The following is a 15,881-nucleotide window of genomic DNA, read 5'->3' on the forward strand; positions in this document are numbered from 1 at the left end:
CATGGCCGAGGTTGGAGTGATTGCTGATGTCTCAGCAGCTTCATGAGCTGCTCGCCGCGAGGTTCAGCCCGTCGGCGTTCGACGAGGCGCACTCCGTCTCGGAGAACGACGTGGACGTGCTACTCGAGGCCGCACGGTGGGCGCCGTCGGCGGGAAACTCCCAACCGTGGGCGTTTTTCCCAGTACGCCGTGATGAACCGGACCACAGACGGGTCGTCAAGTTCCTGGCGGCGAGCTCTGCACGCTGGGCGCCGAGCGCAAGCCTTTTGATCGTGACGCTGGCGCATCGGTATGTCGACGGCACGACTTGGGCGTACTCCGATTTCGCCGACTACGACCTCGGCCAGTCGGTTGCCCACCTGACCCTTCAGGCGCACGCGATGGGCCTCGCCTGCCGGCAATTCCGAGCCTTCGATCTCGACGGGCTCACGGCGGAACTGCGGCCGGACCCGGCTTGGCGCATCGTATCGATGATTGCGATCGGCCGGAGCATCGACGAAGGTCCCGTCCTGCGCGAACGACGTACTCGCGACGAGCTACGCTCGGCGCCTTGGAGTGGCGTGTAGGCAGTCTGTGGATGGCCTGCCCTCACCCAACTCAACGTGATCCTGTGGAATTCTCCGAGTTCTCGCCCTGACCGTTGGCCGACTGCGGTTGACCCTCGGGGAGCAGTCGGTCGAGTGATTCCGCGAGCCAGTCACGGTAGACCTCCCGCGACCACCCTCGACCATCGACCAGCTTGGAGTAGACCTCAGGGCTTGTGATTGCCCACAGCCCGTCGACGACGCAGTCTGGCGGTGCAGTGCCAAGCATCAAGCTGAACCCGTGTTGCAGGGCGCCGCGTCGTCCGGCTTCCCTTTCGGACAGCAGGAGGGCAATCTGCGCATCGCTGGCGGCCGCCTCTCGCCAGACAGCGTCGATGGCCCTGGTTCGATCGTTGACGGCCGCTATGAGGTCCGCGGCGAGTCGGAGTCGGGTGGAGCGGTCTCCCTGCCCCAAGTCGCGGAATCCTGGCCTCTCGAAGAGGGGCGTCTCCCCCCGCGCGCCATCGCGGACGGCATCCTTGGCGGCTGCGAGTAGCTGGCTCTTGGACTTGAACCCCGCATAGATGGTGTCCACAGCGACGCCTGCTTCTGCGGCGACACCAGCGATGGTCGTGCCCTTCCAGCCCTTGGACTCGAAGAGTCTGGTGGCCGCAGCGATGATCTCGGCCCTCGTCTGGGCCGCCTGCAGTGCCCGTCTGGTGGACGTGTAGCGACGGCCGGTACCTGAAGTCACGAGTCGAGACTACCCTAACTGGTTTCATTCGTGTATGATTCTGGTCAATCCAGTGACACTCCAGCGAAAAGGTAGATGAGATGGGATCCGTCGACTCCGCAGTGATCGATGAAGGCAGCGGAGAGCACGCGTTCGTTCTGCTGCACGGGCTGGGACTCGACTCCGGGTCGTGGCAACCAGTGGCCGAGGTCCTCCGATCGGCTGGCGTCCGGGTGGTTCGTCCGGACATGCGTGCGCACGGCCGGGTCGACGGAGATTCGTCGCCGTACGTGCTGCCGGAACTTGCGGCCGACGTGATCCGAACGATGGATGACCTTGACGTCTCCCAAGCGCACCTGGTCGGACATTCCCTCGGTGGCACCGTTGCTGCGGAGGTCGTGCTCAGCTACCCGTCCCGGGTGGCATCAGTGAGTGTCGTCGATGGGCTGATCGCCGGTCTGCCGGCGTCCCCGGTGTTCGTGGCCTGGGCCGAGGAAGTCGTGGGCCTGGCGATGCAAGGACTCCCGGAGCTCGAGCGACGACTACCGGACACAATCATGTACAAGAACCGGAACGGCCTGCGCGTAGAGTCCCGCCTGCGCGATGCCGCGTTCGTACCGGCGAGCATGGCGAGCGCCTACGAAGCTGCGACGGCGCCGGTCACCTCGTTCGACCGCTTCCGGAACGGCGAGGTGGCCGCGCCCGTCCTCTTCATCCACGGTGTGGAGGACCCAGCGCTTGATCTGAGCGCTGGTGAGGTCGCGGCCCTCGTTCCTGGCGCACGTGGCGTCGACGTTGCTGACGCGGGACACCTCTCGATCCTCGAGCAACCAGAAGCTGTGGCCGCAGCCATCTTGGATGGCCGGGTCTGAGGGGCGCCTCGTCGCAGCGTCTCGATAGCTTGGCAGCCGCGGTCAGACGAGCATCGACTCCCGGCCAGAGATAGCGCGGTGCCTGCGATGTCGGGCGCCCGTCTGACACGCGGCGCCGCCTGCTGAGTGACGGCTCCACTGTCAGGAACCGCGACCAAGGTGCTGGCAGCTGGGTCAGAGTGGGATGCGGACGACCTGCACGCATTGACCGGCGGGAACCCGTTCTATCTCACTGAGGCGCTGGCTGTTCCGCCAGAGGGTCCTCTCCCTCCCGCGGTCGTTCACGCTGTACTTGCCACGGTCCAGGGGCTTGGTGCAGATTGCCGCCGGTTTGTGGAACAGCTCTCTGTCGTGCCATCCCCAGTCCCATTCACGATGGCAGACGGTCTGCTTGGTGAACACATCTACTTGCTCGCGGAAGCGGAGCGCCGCGGTGTCGTCGAAGTGCGCGACGGCACGATTCGGTTCCGTCATGAAATCGTCAGGCGGGCTGTCGAGGAAAGCTTGCCCTGGATCACCAGGTCAACCTGAACCGGGCGGTCATAGCGGCCCTTGTTGCTGATGGGCACGCGGATGCTGAAGTCCTTGTGCACCATGCGGTCGAGGCAGACGATGTCGATACCATCGTGAACCTTGCACCGACCGCGGCTCGACGTGCCGCCGACGCTGGCGATCATCGTCAGGCCCTTGCATGTCTTGACGCGGTGAGGCCGCACGTCGGTCGGCTCGAACCGCCGGTCAGGGCGGAAATCCTCGGTCGCTACGCATGCGAGTTGCGTATCGCTCACCGCATCCCAGAAGCCGTTGAGGTGGGCCGTGAGGTCATCGCGCTGTGGGAGGAGGATGTCGAGTCGACGCGACTCGTCGAGCAACTGCTGCGGCTTTTCACAGGATCTGTACACGGCTGGGACCTGACTGCGCTCTGACAACAGTTGACCGGCCCACGCAGGTGGCAGAGAGGTTGGCGTCTAGCGCGGTCGATGCCGCGGTAGCGACGTATCGCGGCATGTCGCTAGTGCAGACAGGCCAGCCGGTGCGAATTCGCGATGGCTTCGGCGAGCTGATGAGAAAGAGGTTCTTCCTTCGGGACGGGCCGTACGAGTGCCTCGGTGAACGACTAGCCCAGGGTCGGTGAAAGTAGACAACGGTCCGGACAAGAATCGTGAGGGCGGGTCGGCACGTCACGTCGGCAACGAGGTGAGCAGCCCAGCCGGATGTGGCCCGGGGCAGCCCACGGAAGCTGTGCTGAGGCGGAGAGCAGGGTGGGGCCCAGAACGTCGGCGGTCCGTATCACATCTATTCCCCATTGCAACGACCCACGCCTGCGGCGTGCGCCCGGGGGCAGCAACCAACCGTGGGGGCGTACGCGAGCGGTCGCGCAGAATTCCAGCACTGCGGACGAGGCCGCGGCCGCTGCCCACATTGGGGAGGAGGACAGCGGCCGCGGTGAGTCACGCATCGGCCGCTGGACGACGGCGAGGTGTACGGACGGCTGCATGACTCGGAGAACCTGGATCCCGGGGCCGGCGTCCAGTAGCACCCGCCCAATCGCGGCTCGCCGCCGACCAAAGATCCAGTCTCTTGAACCTATACGCTCCGTGTCGATGGATTGGACCATCTCATGATCCGCGAACGATGTGTGCGACCTTGCAAGCACTTGGGAGAGAGGTTCGATCCTGTCTCGCCGAGGGGTGAGCGATCGAACGGCCACGATCCGCCGGTCACGACGTCAGAACCGATCACGTCGACTGAAGGACGCAAGCATCGGGGCGGGCGCTGTCACAGGTCGCCGCGGCGCGCTGCCTCACTCAGATGCGGAGCCTGTCTGTTGCTGCATGAGAACAGACACGGTCGTGGTCGCCTTGAGAAGTAGCGACGGTGACATCGGCCAGCTGACGCACCGAGAGCCCAAGGTCCCTGTGGACGCGGCTTGGATAGGAGGACGAGGCCGGGGGAGTCCATACGGCTGCATGTGGCTGCGTTAGGCGCCGGATGCCAAAGCGCGTCATGCCGGCGCCTACTGCTCCCGTTGCTCCTAGCAACGTTACGGGACCTGCAGAGCACGCGTAGCCATGGGCCTCCCACCGCCGGCATTGGCGGAGGGCTGAGCGGTCAAAGTCGACTCCTGTCGGTATCGCGAGTTGCCGCCGGCGTTGTCGACCCACCATCCTGAAAAACCTGGTTCATGGGCGCCGTCGCAACGACGATCGTCTCGGCGAGTTGACTGAGCCGGGCGAACGGAATGCAGACTCCGTCGACGGTCAGCTCTTGAGCGGTATCGGCGGTTCTTCCAAGTGAGCGAGCGTAGCTCGATATGACATGCAGAACATGGTGTGCGCCCCAGCAGCTGTCTGACGGGGCAAGTCCTCGAGGCAGTACTCGTCCAGCGGGGCCATGTCCCTCAACGTCGCTACGATAGCGATGGAAACGGCGCTGCCGTACAGGTCGAGCTCCGTGCGCCTCGGAATGTGGAGTTCCATGCGCCGATCGGAACGTCCGGACGTGCTTGTCGTGGCTATCGAGATAGTCGACGGCAGAATCTGATGAGCCGTCGTCAACCAGCCAGCATAAAGGCCGTCGGCCGGCAGCAAAGAGTCGGGATCGAGCCTGACATTTGCAGTGGCAAAGCCCAATATGTGGCTGAACGCTTCGCCATGAACCACCATTCCTCTGACACGCCACTCCGGTGGCGGTGATGCAGTTCGGCGCACGCCGAGGGCGCCTCCTCTGATCACTAGTTCTCACCCAGCACGATCGAGGGGGCACAACCGATCTCGGGCACCGGATTGAACGCTCCAGTGGCGCTCGGCATATGGTCGAACGCATGCCCGATGCGGCGCCGGTCGCTCAGAAGGTTTCGGAGGCTCGTCGCGGTTGGCCGTCTCAACATCGGCACCCGGCCGAGGACGTTGACTCCATGATGCTCGAGTTCCTGCTGCAGGTTCGGACTGTTGGTGAGACGACCGAAGTTGCTCGCCCCAACCGCGGCGGAGCGAGGACAGGGCATCGCCACTAGGCATTCAGAATGGATGCGCACGACCAGGTCCTCGCCATCACCGATGTCGCCTGCGAGTTTGACGAAGTGCTCGCGGTCCCCGGCCGGCGAAATATCGCCGATCGCGGTGAAGGCGCCGAAGCTCGTAGGTAGCTGAGTCTCGGCGGTGCGCTGAGCGTGTGTCTCGGCTCGCCGGCCAACGGCTTTCAGATCCTCGATACTGATCAACGACAGCTTGTGATGATGGGCGAACCGCAATAGGTCTGGCAGTCGCGCCATAGCGCCGCCGTCGTCATTGATGATCTCACCCATCGCAGCGCCGGTCGGATCCGCGCCAGCCGAGTGAGGTCCACGGCGGCCTCGGCACGGCCTGATCTCACCAGCACCCCAACGGTATGCGCGCGGACAGGAAACGTCGACCGAGACGGTGAACGCGGTGCGTTCGGCGCATGATCGCGCCGCGCCGATCCGGCGGGAAGTGCGAGACGGTCTAGCTCCGGGGCCAGGAGGTGGCGCGGAGATCATGCCGCTGGTGTACCTGATCATGAACCCGAGCAGATCGGGCGTGGCCGACCCGGCGGCTATGACGAGGTCCCCTTCATCCTCGGGGCCGATATCGCCCACGACGATCACTGGTCTCCCGGCGGCGATATCTCGCACCGCCTGTTCGACCAGGCCGAATGGTGAGCTCGTAGTGGGATGAGCCATGACAGCCTCCGCTGTTCCGGCCGTGTACCGACAGACAGCTATACGGAACTACCTGCCCGAGCGGTTCGATGGCGAATAGCTGGATGAGCTCGAAAGCCATCTCAGAGCCGAAGCTGATCCAGAGCGTGTGCGCTGGCCTGGGACGGACAGGACAGCGCAACGGGCCGCGGCTCGCGCCGCGGCCCGTGACGGGTTCGGTACGTCGGTTACTCGACGCTGACCAGCCTGCTGCTGAAGATCTGCACGTGCTTGAGCCGCTCGGCGGGCGGGAGATTGTTGTTGACGGTGATCGGCTCGAGGATAGCTTTCCCAAGTGAGTCGGTCAGGGCCATCTGCTCAGCGGTGGGCAGCTTGTTGACGAACATGGTCTGGCTTCCGAAGGAGACGGTGACCTTCCACTGCTGGCTCTGTGTGGCGTCGCACTCGGCCAACACCACGTTCGCGCCGTTCACTTGGGCGCCCGACTTCTGCGCGCTGGGCTCCACGTCGAGGCACTTGCCGGTCTTCTTGTTGACGAGTGAGACGCCGGCGATGTTCGGAGCGATCTTGACCTGCGCAAAGGCCATCTCCGGGGGAACGTCCGTGAAACCGCAGGATGCGCAAGCAGACGTCCCGTTGAACCGAGGTCCAAACTTGACGGGCGAGTTGTCCTGGCTGGACGTGATGGTCAGCTGGCGACCCGCCTGCTTGCTGTCCACAGTCCGGAAGAAGGTTGTCGCCGAGGCCGTCTGCGCAAAGGAGCCGACCAGCAGGGCGGCAGCGCCAACGGTGGTGAGCGCGGCGCGAATCCCGCGGCGCGATACGGAACGGTTCATGAGTCTTGTCCTTGTCCTGGTATGACGTTGCGTTGCTGTCCATCGATACGGGGAAACAGATACAGACGGTTCTCCAGTGGGCCACCGACTCCTATAGGTCACCCTGAATGCGGGCGCCATCACGCAGGCGTGGGATCGCTCGGTCAGGTTAGCTGCGATATCGGTGAGCGGCGGCGGAACTGCTGTTCCGGTAGGCCAGACCCAGCCTGGTGGAGCGCCGACCTCAGAAGCTCAGGCAACGTCGTTGCAGCACCACCGCATCAGGTCGACTGTCAGGGACTGCAGCTCTCGATGTCGTTGCTCTCCCTCCTTGAGCCAGACAGCGGGCGACGTTTCCGAACGGAATACTCGTTGTCTACGCTCGAGCAGGCATCGACCTTGGTGGCCGGCGCAATCCTGTTCCACTTGTACGCCGAAGACTTGAAGGCGTCTGCCATCGATGGCTACGAACCGAATCATTACCTGCCTGTGTGCCTGTTGCTACAGCGCTGCATCGCGTCTGGCGCGATACGTTGCGTGTCACCGAGGGGCTTCACCGCTGGCGATCCGTTCCGAGGGCTGCCGGGTCGGTAAGATCACCGCCAACCCTGGCCTCACAAGGTTGGTGCGGTCACGCGATTCCGTGGCAAGCCGGTTTGTCCATCTCGGAGTATCAATGTCCTGTCGACATCGGAGTCTGCGCGGCCTGGCGCAGAGTTCATCCCGCGATCAACGACGACGTAGCGACGGCCGCGATCGCTGCACTATCGCGGAGAGCGTGTGCGGACGCCAGGTGCGACCGAGAACCGAGCTCAGTTTCCGTCCGTAGTGCTGATCGCGGTGGCGTCCCGGACGCTCTGCGACAAGGCGCCTCATCATCGTGGGAGGCGTCCTCTACGAATCAGCGAAGGGATTACTCATGAACCAGGGATCTAAGCGCGGCGTTAGCATGAACCACAACGAGGTCCTTCTCGAGGGTGAGATCGCGGCGGGCCACAGCGGGGGTCCGGCTCGCGGCGTGAGCATGAACCACAACGAGGTTCTGTTCGAGGGTGAGATCGCGAGCGGTCACAACGGGGTTCCGGCTCGGGGTGTCGTTCTGAACCACAACGAGATCCTCCTCTGACCTGTCGACGTCTGAGTTCCCGCTTGAGGTATCACAGGTCCCCAAGCGGGACGCTGGCAGAGACAACACTCCATCCAGAGCTGCAGCTCTGGATGGGGCTATCTCCATGTTCCGGGCTACCGAGCGATTCTCGCCGACGACGAATTTCGCCCGGACGCGGAACTGTGCCCCGGCCTCCGCATCGGGTTCGGCTCAACTCATCGGTGCGTCCGCCGCTGTCCGAAGCTGCGGGGCCGCCAAAACCAGATCCCGGCCATGACCCCGGTGCATAACCGGCCTGACGCCGAAAATTAGCGCCGATCCTGAACTGGATGAACCCCTTGTCAGGGCTCAGTGGTCGAGCGAGAGACGTCCTATCCCAAGCATGCTGGCTGATCGCGCCGGCTTCAGCCGTATGGATGGTGCAGCGATGAGTTGGTCACGACGGTCGCGTCTGTCGTGAACTGAAGTAGTTGATCTGAGCGTAGTGTTGGTGATGATCGTCGCAGACAGGGAGTTCTGATGGCTCTCCAGCCGTTTAACAGCGAGTTCACGACCCTGGTGGCTAGTTGGGCGAGCTCGGCGCAGGAGGTCGGGCTGTTGTCCGGGCGGGAGGAGTTCCCGTTCCCGGCCGACCTGTTGACGAACTGGCGGAAGATCGCCGACGACATCAAGGCCTACTTGTTCTTCGATGGACTGACACCGGTTGGCTACGGCGAACTGTGGCTCGACGACGAGGAAGACGAAGTCGAACTGGCGCGCATCATCGTCGCGCCGGAGTTCCGCGGCAAGGGGATCGGGACTGCGTTTGTCCAGGCGCTGCTGGTCCCTGCGCTCGACGCCGGCTATTCGGATGTGTTCCTGCGGGTGCGTCCCGACAACGAGCCGGCGATCCGCACCTACCTCCGGGTTGGCTTCCAACCCGTCGACGAGACCCTGGCAGCCGAGTGGAACCAACCGCAGCCCATCAACTACACCTGGCTCCAGTACCCGGCGACCCCCAAGGGGCCAGCGCTGGGCGAGGAGCACGCATCCGTCAATGACCCAGTCTGGGTAGGCGAGGAGTGAGCAGAGGGTTGACTCGTACGGTGACCACGGACTCCTGACTAGATCCCCACCGACAAGGAGCACGCTCTACCTAGCCAGCGTGCTCGACATGGGCTCGCGGCACATTGCCGGGTTCTGCCTGGAGGAGCACCACAACGCCGAGCTCACCTAACTGCGCTGGTGATGGCGGTCGCGGTCTGCGGCAAGGACGTCGTCACCGGCGTCGTCTCGCACATTGACCAGGGCGGCGAATACACCGCCGGCAAAGCGGTCATCGTAAGCCTGGCATCCACCGTGGAGTTCGAACTGCGCATGCTCAAGCACTCACTCCCAAGATCCAGGCCCCCGCCAAAGGGTCGCGGCCTGGATCGAGGAGTAGAACCACGACCGGCGCCACTCCGCATTCAAGATGCGCCCTCGCCGACGTCAAGGCCACGCCCTCGGGTGGCCTCCGGCCAGCCTTGCCCCCGACTCCGGATGAGCACCGTCATGCAGCCAGCGGGTGGCCGGCCAACAACCGAAACAACAGACAAGTCTCTTCGGTTTCAGGGGATTGCCGCTCTTGCCTTCACCGCTCGAACGCCAGTGGCTGCCCTGTCGTTCGCGGTGATCATGGCTGGTCCCGACGGTGCTTGAGGGCGTCAGAATCTCGGTGAATGTTCTCGTCACCTGAGTTGTATGCGGCGGCGCGGCGAGACCCCATGCGGGGCCGGCTGACCGGGCGATGCAGCGCAAGTCTGGCGCCAGTTGCGGACGGAAGACAGGGCGCTGGTGTCCGCGTGGCCGCGGCCGGTGCGGACCGTATGCACCGCGGGTGTCGAAGCTGGATCTTTTCAGGCGGTGATCGATCAGATGCTGCTGGTCCACCGGGACGCGCCGAGGAAGCAGGGACATACCGCGACCCGGATCTTTCAATGGCTGCTCGACGAACACGGCGTGACGAACGTTTCGTACGAGGTCGTGCGTGGGTATGTCGCCAAGCGACCCGAGCTCAGGATCGAGACCGGCCGCGGCTCAGCGCAGGTGTTCGTCCCGCAGCCGCATCTGCCTGGCACAGAGGCCGAGGTCGATTTTGGCGAGGTCGTGGTTGACCTGCGCGGGAGCCAGTGAAGTGCATGCTGTCTGCCTGCGGTTGTCGTACTCGGAGCAAGACAGTGCACCGGGTGTGCGCATCCGGCGGGCAGGAGGTGTTCTTCGAAGGCCACGAGCACGCTTCAGCGTGCTGGGCGGGGTGCCGTACTGCAAGATCCGCTACGAAAACCTGACGGCCGTGGTCGCGAAGGTGCTGGGGATTGCCCGGGAGCGGGTCCCGGCATTGAGTGCGCCCACGATAAGGGCGGGGGTCGAGAGGCAGATCGGGGTACTCCGCCGCAACCACTTCGTCCCGGCCCTGGAGATCGACTCCCGCACACAGCTGAATGAGCTGATTGGCCAGTGGAACATTTGACGACGAGGCCTGCCGGATCGGCACCCGACCGCGCACACTCCGACCTGACACTATGACAACCCACGATAGTGAGGTCGGCGGCGGCCGGGCGGCCGAGATTTCGAGAGCACCCTTGTCACTGGGACCTGCAACGATCCGATTGCACCACATGTGACGTAATGATCAGGGCGCGGAACGCGCTCTGAAGGCCGCACCAGCCGTCAGCCAGCTCGCTCTGGATGGCCTGATCCGACAATGCTGAGGGGTGACCAGGGTGCCAATTCGTACAGCGGTAACGGACGCAGACTATGAGGCCTGGCGTCAGGTGCGGATTGCGGCGCTGCCGCACGAGCGGTGCCCTAGCGTTGCGGAGTTGCGAGAGCAGGATCGGCCGGGTCGTTTGCTGCTGCTCGCCGAGAGGGACGGCAAAATCGCCGGCAGCGGCCTGTCGGACCGCTCAGACGAGGCCGGGCGGGCGTTTCTTGCGCCACGGGTCCGGCCAGAGTACCGACGTCGGGGTGTCGGAACGGAGCTACTGTTCGCGTTGGCGCGTCACGCAGCCGACCAGGGCTACGAGCGGGCAGGGTCCGGGGTGGAAGACGACGGGTCACTGGCGTTCGCACAGCGGTTCGGGTTCGTCGAAACAGATCGCCAGGTCCAGCAGGTTCGCCGGATCGAGGCCGAGCCGTGGCCGGCCGCGCCGACGGCGTACGACGTCGTCACCGTGGCGCAGCGCCCCGAACTCTGGGCGCGTGCCTATGAGCAGGTGGCATTGCCGACCTTTCCGGACATGGACGTGCCGAGCCTGCTGAACGTCACGGCACACGACTGGGCCAACGAGTGGATCAACGATCCCGCGGCGATGTTCATGGCCGTCGCCGACGATGAAGTCATTGGAGTCGCCGGGCTGATGCTCGACACCGACAAGCCCGAACGTGCAGAGGTCGCCTACACCGCGGTTCGGCGGGAGTGGCGAGGCAAGTCGGTTGCCGCGACGTTGAAACGGATAAGCATGGCCTGGGCTGCCGAGCACGGCATCACCGAGATCTACACCTGGACGCAACGCGGCAACGACAACATGCGTCGCCTCAACGAGCACCTCGGATTCACCTACGGCAAAGTCAGCATCAGCGTCCGCGCGCCCCTTCCGCTCTCAGCAGACTGACCCACGTGCCACTCCCAGGTCACCCGCGGACCGATCGCGGATGGGCTTTGGCCGTCGTGCTAACTCTGTTTGGGGATGCTTGTGTGCCCGACGAATCTCGATGGAGCCGGGAGCTCACTGACAAACTGAGATGTCCCGGATCGATACCGAGTTGCTACGTCGAGGTCGCGTCGGATCCGGATGTCCGGATCATGACGATCAACCTCGGCCGCTTCACCGTGAAGATGGGTGTCAGTCGTGTCCTGGAGTATCTGCGGTCCCGGGCCGGCAGTTTGCTCGAGGTGCGAACCGGTGGTGAGGCCCGCCCGTATTGCTGGATGAGGCGGGTCGGCTAACGCCGTAGAGGCAGTTGCTCGAGGGAGGGCGAGATCGAGTCGACGAAACGTCGGCACGGACACATCCGCTGACTGGCTGAGATTGAGGACGGTGGGTTCATGGACCGGAATCGTGAGGTGCTCGAGCGATTGTGGTCGACCGACGGAAAGCTCGCGCTGTCGGCGGAGGCGGAGCACGAGATGCGCACCGAGGATTATGTGCTGGAGATGCCACAGTCGGGTGAGCGCATCGTCGGACGGGACAAGATGCGTGCGATGCAGCAGGAGTACCCGAATCCGCCCTCGATCCAGATCTTGCGCATCACCGGCGGTGGCGACCATTTCGTCGTCCTGGGCCGGTCGGACTACGACGGCGAGATCTTCTACGTCGCCAACATCGTCGAGTTCAGCAACGGCCGGATCTCCCGCGAAACCAGGATCTACGGCTCTCTCTTCCCACCTCCCGCGTGGCGAGCCAGTTACGTCGACTGAGCATGCACCGGCAGCACCCATAGCACGCGCTCGGCGGTAGTCGCTTGCCCACCGGGGCCTGCCGAGTGGGACCGGACGCAGCGTCTCAAACATCGACCCGTACCCCTTGAGGCACTGACGTCGTGCCGACCATGGCGAACTGGGTACCGGGTAGAACTCGTTCCACCTTCACCGCCCAACCCACAGCCTCAACCAGCAATCCGCCCACCCCCGGCATGAAATGAAGCGCCGGGATGCCGGACATATAAGGGGTATGACGCAGATATCGACGAGGACCCGCCCCGGGTCGGCGAGCGAGGCGGCTCTGCCGAAACAGCCAGCCGGACAGGACCGGCAGCAGTAATTCGAAGGAGTTCTTCGAGGCGAACCGGGAGGCGGTGCTCACGCATCTCCTCCGGCGGACCGCGAACCGGCACCCGACGCGGCCGACATGCTCGCCGACACGTTCCTGGTCGCCTGGCGGCGGCTCGAGGACGTTCCGCCGGGCGACCAGATCAGACCCTGGCTGTACAGCGTGGCTCACCGGGTGCAGGCCAACCATCTTCGCGGCGAGGGACGTCGACACGCATTGGCCGACCGCCTCCGTCAGGAGCTGACCGACTTCGACGAGGTGGTCCGCTCGCTCCCGGGCGATGCCCTGGGGCCGCCATAGCGTTCGGGGCGCGCTCCCCGGAGCAGGACCGGGAGTTGCTGTCGCCGGTGGCGTGGGAAGAGCGCGACACACCCCAGATCGCGATCACGCTCGGCATCTCGCGCAACGCAGTACAGATGAGGTTGCACCGGGCCAAGAAACGGTTCGCCGAGTTGCTGACCGCCACACTGGCCAACCGCACCCTGAGAGACTAGGCATCCCATGAAGACGCATGCCACCGACCCGGTCACTCGCCTCCTGAACCCAGCCCCGACATTGAGGTCACCGACGCCGCGTGGTCCTAGCTGCCCGACGCCATCACCTCCAATCAGCAAGTGGTCGTACTCGACACCCGCCGGCGCTCGCGCCGCCCGCGGCTGGTCCTCGTCGCGGCCTGCGCCCTGCTGATCGCGGGCGTGGTCGCGGCCACGGTGGTGAACCGCCAGTACCAGTACCAGGCGCTGTCGTTCACGGAGCGGGGCGACAAGCTGATCGTCCGGGTGGTCGATCCGAACGCCGACCCAAGCAGTACAACGCCGAGTTCAAGAAGATGGCCTGAACATCAAGGTGAAGACGTCGCCGTCAGCCCGCCGTTCGTCGGCACGATGTTCACCTTCTCCGCCCGTGACTCCGAGGACATGGATCAGTTGCACCGGCTCGAGGCGGCCGAGAAGTGCAGCGGTACGCTGAACGCCTCCGGCCCAAGATGCCAGGAGGGCCTCGAGTCGCCGAAGGACGACGACGGCGAGACCGAGATCCAGTTCGGCCGGGCAACGAAGCTCGGCGACATGTTCTGGCACTCCTCGCCATCGGCGACCGGCAAGGGCGAGTCGCTCGCCGGCATGAAGCTGCGGAACAAGACCGTCGCCGAAGCGCTGCCGCTGATCGCGGCCAAGGGTGTGAAAGTGGTCGCGTACTACGACAGTCGCAACGCGCCCAGTTCAACGACATCGGCAAACCCGCCGACGGCTGGTACGTACAGGACGCATCCCCGGTCGCCCCGGGCGAGGTCGTGCTCTGGACCGGCCCGACGCCGGAGAAGTAGCTCCCGTATGCCGCTTCCGCGGGGCCGCAGGTCTCGCCGGGAGCGGCGGGTCGGGGCGGAGGCCCAGCGTCAGGCGACGGTGAGCCACAGGAGCCTGAAACCCTCGACGCCAAATGGAGCTAGTTCTCGTGCAGATCCCCTTGACCCGAAGGCCACCAGATGGAGCCGAAGCTCAATGGCAAACCGAGCTAGATCTGACGGCCATACCAGGCTCACGGCATGAGGGTGTTGTCGGCTCGTCCGGTATCGCCGCTCATGATCGCGACGGACTGCTGACCGGTCTGCTCGTGCTGGTGCAGCCCTGCGCATCGGCCGAGGTCCCGCAGGGTCCGACGAGCGGCAGCGTCTGGGCCATCTCCAACACTGATGCCAAGCTCTGGCCAACCACGCCCAAACGGCGAGCCACCTGATCCGGCGTTCATAGTCGAGAACGCAAGCTTCTCGAGGTTCGTGAGGCGCATCCGAGCACTGTGCGCCGCGATGACCTGTGGCATACATCGACTTGCTCTCGCCGCGATGCTCGCGAGGAAGCAAGGTGCTGCCCACAAACTGACCGATGGTCAGCGAATGATCCGTCCTGAAGCGGACGCCCAGGAGAACCGACTCCCTACGCCTGTTCGTACTGAGAGGAGCCCCGGAATGTCCGGAGCCATCAATACGTCATCCACCTCGATGAGGAAGTTCTCAGCATGCACTTCAAGACCATTGCCGTTCATGGCGCTTCCGGCTCGCAGGGGGCGCCGGTCGCTGCCCGTCTCGAGGCCGGTGGCCACTCGGTCCGGCGGCTCAGTCGTGTGACAGGAGTCGATCTTCTCGATCGTCAGTCGCTGGACGCTGCCTATGCCGAGGCCGACACCGTTGTGCTGCAGCTCCCGCTTGTCTACGACGAGCGGGCGCTTGTCATGGCCGACAACGCGGCCAATGCCGCGGCCGCGGCCGGTGTCTCACACCTCGTTCTCAATACGAGCGCTCCGCTGCCTCCGCAGCCGATCGGCGTTCCGTTCCTCGACGCCCGTCACCGTGCAGCCGGAGCCGCTGTGCCGATGGTCACGGTGCTTCAGCCGACCTTCTATTTGGAGAACCTGACTTCGCCGTGGCAGGCGCCCCGCACGATGGAGGGTTTGATTTCTTCTCCGCTACCGGCTGAGGTTCCGATGCCGTGGGTCGCGACTGACGATGTCGCGGTTGCGATCGAACGGGCGATCAATCAGGCGGTCACTGGATCGTTCGTGCTCCCGGGACAGGCGGTGACTGGGCACCAGATCGCCAAGGCGATCGCTGCGGTTGTTGGACATGCGGTGCGGTGGGAGACGATCACGCCAACCGAGTACGGCGACCTACTCCGCCCACACCTCGGTGATCATGCCGCTGACGGTATCGCGGGCGTGTATACCGCGATGGCGGCAGCGCCCGCACAGCCGGCGCCGGACCCCGCACCTGCCCGTGAAGCTCTGGGCTGGGCACCGCGCGATATCGATGACTGGGCCGCGCATGTGCCCGCCTTCACCCGCGCGTCGGGGATGGTGGAGAGCGGGCGGTAGGCACCACTGCCGCGCAGGTGTCACGAGAGGGAAACGCGGCCGCCCTTCGGGCATATTTTGGGTTGCCAACGTCACCCCGACCGTCTGACCGGACACACCTGGGGTCCGGCGTTGCACGTGGCTCAGCGGCGCAAAGGCCGCACGCATCGATGCACGATATGGAGCACCACCGCCATCCTGCGGTGGTGCTCCAGCGACTTCCCCGTGAGGACATTGCCGAGAGCCGGGTCGGCAATCCGCGGTTCTTCCGCTCGGACAATCTGGCAGGGACGGGACACCATGCATTCCTTCTGATTTCGAATCGGTGCCGGGTGCCACAAAGGTTGCGTACTCCCACGAAATCGCGCGATCTTGGTTGAAGCCCGCGTAGTGCTCCGGCAGCACAGCTAGCGCAGGTACACAGTCGACGGCCTCTTCGATATCGTCCGCTGTTCGTGCATCAAAGCTGTCGCCAAGCTCCGCGATGTGGTGCTCGCTGTCCCAGCCACT

The 15,881-nt window shown here is 64.6% G+C and carries 19 protein-coding genes and 1 pseudogene; 12 read left to right on the forward strand and 8 right to left on the reverse strand.

The genetic code is table 11. The features are described from left to right. The first annotated feature begins 26 nt into the window (after nucleotides 1–26). Complete coding sequence (locus tag ACQPXM_RS11345; protein WP_432947599.1) at nucleotides 27–566, forward strand: nitroreductase family protein; 540 nt, start codon at nucleotides 27–29, stop codon at nucleotides 564–566. A 31-nt stretch (nucleotides 567–597) separates the two neighbouring features. On the opposite strand, the gene ACQPXM_RS11350 is transcribed toward ACQPXM_RS11345, so the two are convergent. Continuing rightward, on the reverse strand, nucleotides 598–1,278 hold the full coding sequence (locus tag ACQPXM_RS11350) for a TetR/AcrR family transcriptional regulator (protein ID WP_432947601.1): 681 nt from the start codon (nucleotides 1,276–1,278) through the stop codon (nucleotides 598–600). An 80-nt stretch (nucleotides 1,279–1,358) separates the two neighbouring features. Here ACQPXM_RS11350 and ACQPXM_RS11355 point away from each other — a divergent pair, with 80 nt between their 5' ends. Beyond that, entirely contained in the window at nucleotides 1,359–2,129 is a 771-nt protein-coding gene (locus ACQPXM_RS11355; protein ID WP_432947603.1) for an alpha/beta fold hydrolase, read from the forward strand. Between the two features lie 174 nt (nucleotides 2,130–2,303). Here ACQPXM_RS11355 and ACQPXM_RS11360 read toward each other — a convergent pair whose 3' ends face one another. The 6 genes and pseudogenes from ACQPXM_RS11360 to ACQPXM_RS11385 form a co-directional block, all read right to left on the reverse strand. After that, nucleotides 2,304–2,603, reverse strand: coding sequence for a hypothetical protein (locus ACQPXM_RS11360; protein ID WP_432947605.1), 300 nt, complete (start codon nucleotides 2,601–2,603; stop codon nucleotides 2,304–2,306). Further along, the gene (locus ACQPXM_RS11365) at nucleotides 2,600–3,031 is read right to left on the reverse strand and encodes a hypothetical protein (RefSeq protein ID WP_432947607.1); all 432 of its coding nucleotides are present in this window, start codon (nucleotides 3,029–3,031) and stop codon (nucleotides 2,600–2,602) included. The genes ACQPXM_RS11360 and ACQPXM_RS11365 overlap by 4 nt, the downstream gene beginning before the upstream one ends. 1,359 nt (nucleotides 3,032–4,390) lie before the next feature. Further along, nucleotides 4,391–4,795, reverse strand: coding sequence for a riboflavin kinase (locus ACQPXM_RS11370; protein ID WP_432950996.1), 405 nt, complete (start codon nucleotides 4,793–4,795; stop codon nucleotides 4,391–4,393). A gap of 68 nt (nucleotides 4,796–4,863) precedes the next feature. Continuing rightward, complete coding sequence (locus ACQPXM_RS11375) at nucleotides 4,864–5,403, reverse strand: hypothetical protein (protein WP_432950998.1); 540 nt, start codon at nucleotides 5,401–5,403, stop codon at nucleotides 4,864–4,866. After that, a pseudogene (locus ACQPXM_RS11380) lies at nucleotides 5,389–5,832 on the reverse strand (3,4-dihydroxy-2-butanone-4-phosphate synthase); the annotation flags it as partial. The gene ACQPXM_RS11375 and the pseudogene ACQPXM_RS11380, both read right to left, overlap by 15 nt. Before the next feature lie 206 nt (nucleotides 5,833–6,038). Beyond that, entirely contained in the window at nucleotides 6,039–6,647 is a 609-nt protein-coding gene (locus tag ACQPXM_RS11385; RefSeq protein ID WP_432947609.1) for an RICIN domain-containing protein, read from the reverse strand. Nucleotides 6,648–7,575: 928 nt separating this feature from the next. On the opposite strand from ACQPXM_RS11385, the gene ACQPXM_RS11390 reads away from it, so the two are divergent. The 6 genes from ACQPXM_RS11390 (at nucleotide 7,576) to ACQPXM_RS11415 (ending at nucleotide 12,175) form a co-directional block, all read left to right on the forward strand. Beyond that, nucleotides 7,576–7,752: a hypothetical protein gene (locus ACQPXM_RS11390; RefSeq protein ID WP_432947611.1), complete on the forward strand. Its 177-nt coding sequence runs from the start codon at nucleotides 7,576–7,578 to the stop codon at nucleotides 7,750–7,752. Between the two features lie 501 nt (nucleotides 7,753–8,253). Next, nucleotides 8,254–8,799, forward strand: coding sequence for a GNAT family N-acetyltransferase (locus tag ACQPXM_RS11395; RefSeq protein WP_432947613.1), 546 nt, complete (start codon nucleotides 8,254–8,256; stop codon nucleotides 8,797–8,799). A gap of 726 nt (nucleotides 8,800–9,525) precedes the next feature. After that, a complete protein-coding gene (locus ACQPXM_RS11400; RefSeq protein WP_432947615.1) occupies nucleotides 9,526–9,888 on the forward strand; it encodes a hypothetical protein in 363 nt (120 codons plus the stop codon). Nucleotides 9,889–9,997: 109 nt separating this feature from the next. Beyond that, the gene (locus tag ACQPXM_RS11405) at nucleotides 9,998–10,225 is read left to right on the forward strand and encodes a hypothetical protein (RefSeq protein WP_432947616.1); all 228 of its coding nucleotides are present in this window, start codon (nucleotides 9,998–10,000) and stop codon (nucleotides 10,223–10,225) included. A gap of 352 nt (nucleotides 10,226–10,577) precedes the next feature. After that, nucleotides 10,578–11,369, forward strand: coding sequence for a GNAT family N-acetyltransferase (locus tag ACQPXM_RS11410; protein ID WP_432947617.1), 792 nt, complete (start codon nucleotides 10,578–10,580; stop codon nucleotides 11,367–11,369). Between the two features lie 434 nt (nucleotides 11,370–11,803). Beyond that, a complete protein-coding gene (locus ACQPXM_RS11415) occupies nucleotides 11,804–12,175 on the forward strand; it encodes a nuclear transport factor 2 family protein (RefSeq protein ID WP_432947619.1) in 372 nt (123 codons plus the stop codon). 85 nt (nucleotides 12,176–12,260) lie between these two features. Here the strand turns inward: ACQPXM_RS11415 and ACQPXM_RS11420 are convergent, their stop codons facing one another. Then, a complete protein-coding gene (locus tag ACQPXM_RS11420) occupies nucleotides 12,261–12,560 on the reverse strand; it encodes a hypothetical protein (RefSeq protein WP_432947621.1) in 300 nt (99 codons plus the stop codon). A 45-nt stretch (nucleotides 12,561–12,605) separates the two neighbouring features. Here ACQPXM_RS11420 and ACQPXM_RS11425 point away from each other — a divergent pair, with 45 nt between their 5' ends. From ACQPXM_RS11425 to ACQPXM_RS11440, 4 genes are all read left to right on the forward strand, one after another. After that, nucleotides 12,606–12,827, forward strand: a complete 222-nt coding sequence (locus ACQPXM_RS11425) for an RNA polymerase sigma factor (protein WP_432947623.1) — start codon at nucleotides 12,606–12,608, stop codon at nucleotides 12,825–12,827. 35 nt (nucleotides 12,828–12,862) lie between these two features. Beyond that, nucleotides 12,863–13,021: a sigma factor-like helix-turn-helix DNA-binding protein gene (locus ACQPXM_RS11430; RefSeq protein WP_432947625.1), complete on the forward strand. Its 159-nt coding sequence runs from the start codon at nucleotides 12,863–12,865 to the stop codon at nucleotides 13,019–13,021. 120 nt (nucleotides 13,022–13,141) lie between these two features. Next, on the forward strand, nucleotides 13,142–14,074 hold the full coding sequence (locus tag ACQPXM_RS11435) for a hypothetical protein (RefSeq protein WP_432947627.1): 933 nt from the start codon (nucleotides 13,142–13,144) through the stop codon (nucleotides 14,072–14,074). Nucleotides 14,075–14,540: 466 nt separating this feature from the next. Continuing rightward, nucleotides 14,541–15,392 (forward strand): SDR family oxidoreductase, encoded by an 852-nt coding sequence (locus ACQPXM_RS11440; RefSeq protein WP_432947629.1) that lies wholly within the window; start codon nucleotides 14,541–14,543, stop codon nucleotides 15,390–15,392. Nucleotides 15,393–15,881: the final 489 nt, after the last annotated feature.

It is taken from the genome of Kribbella sp. CA-253562, from assembly GCF_050942265.1.
In the GTDB taxonomy this organism is placed as follows: domain Bacteria; phylum Actinomycetota; class Actinomycetes; order Propionibacteriales; family Kribbellaceae; genus Kribbella.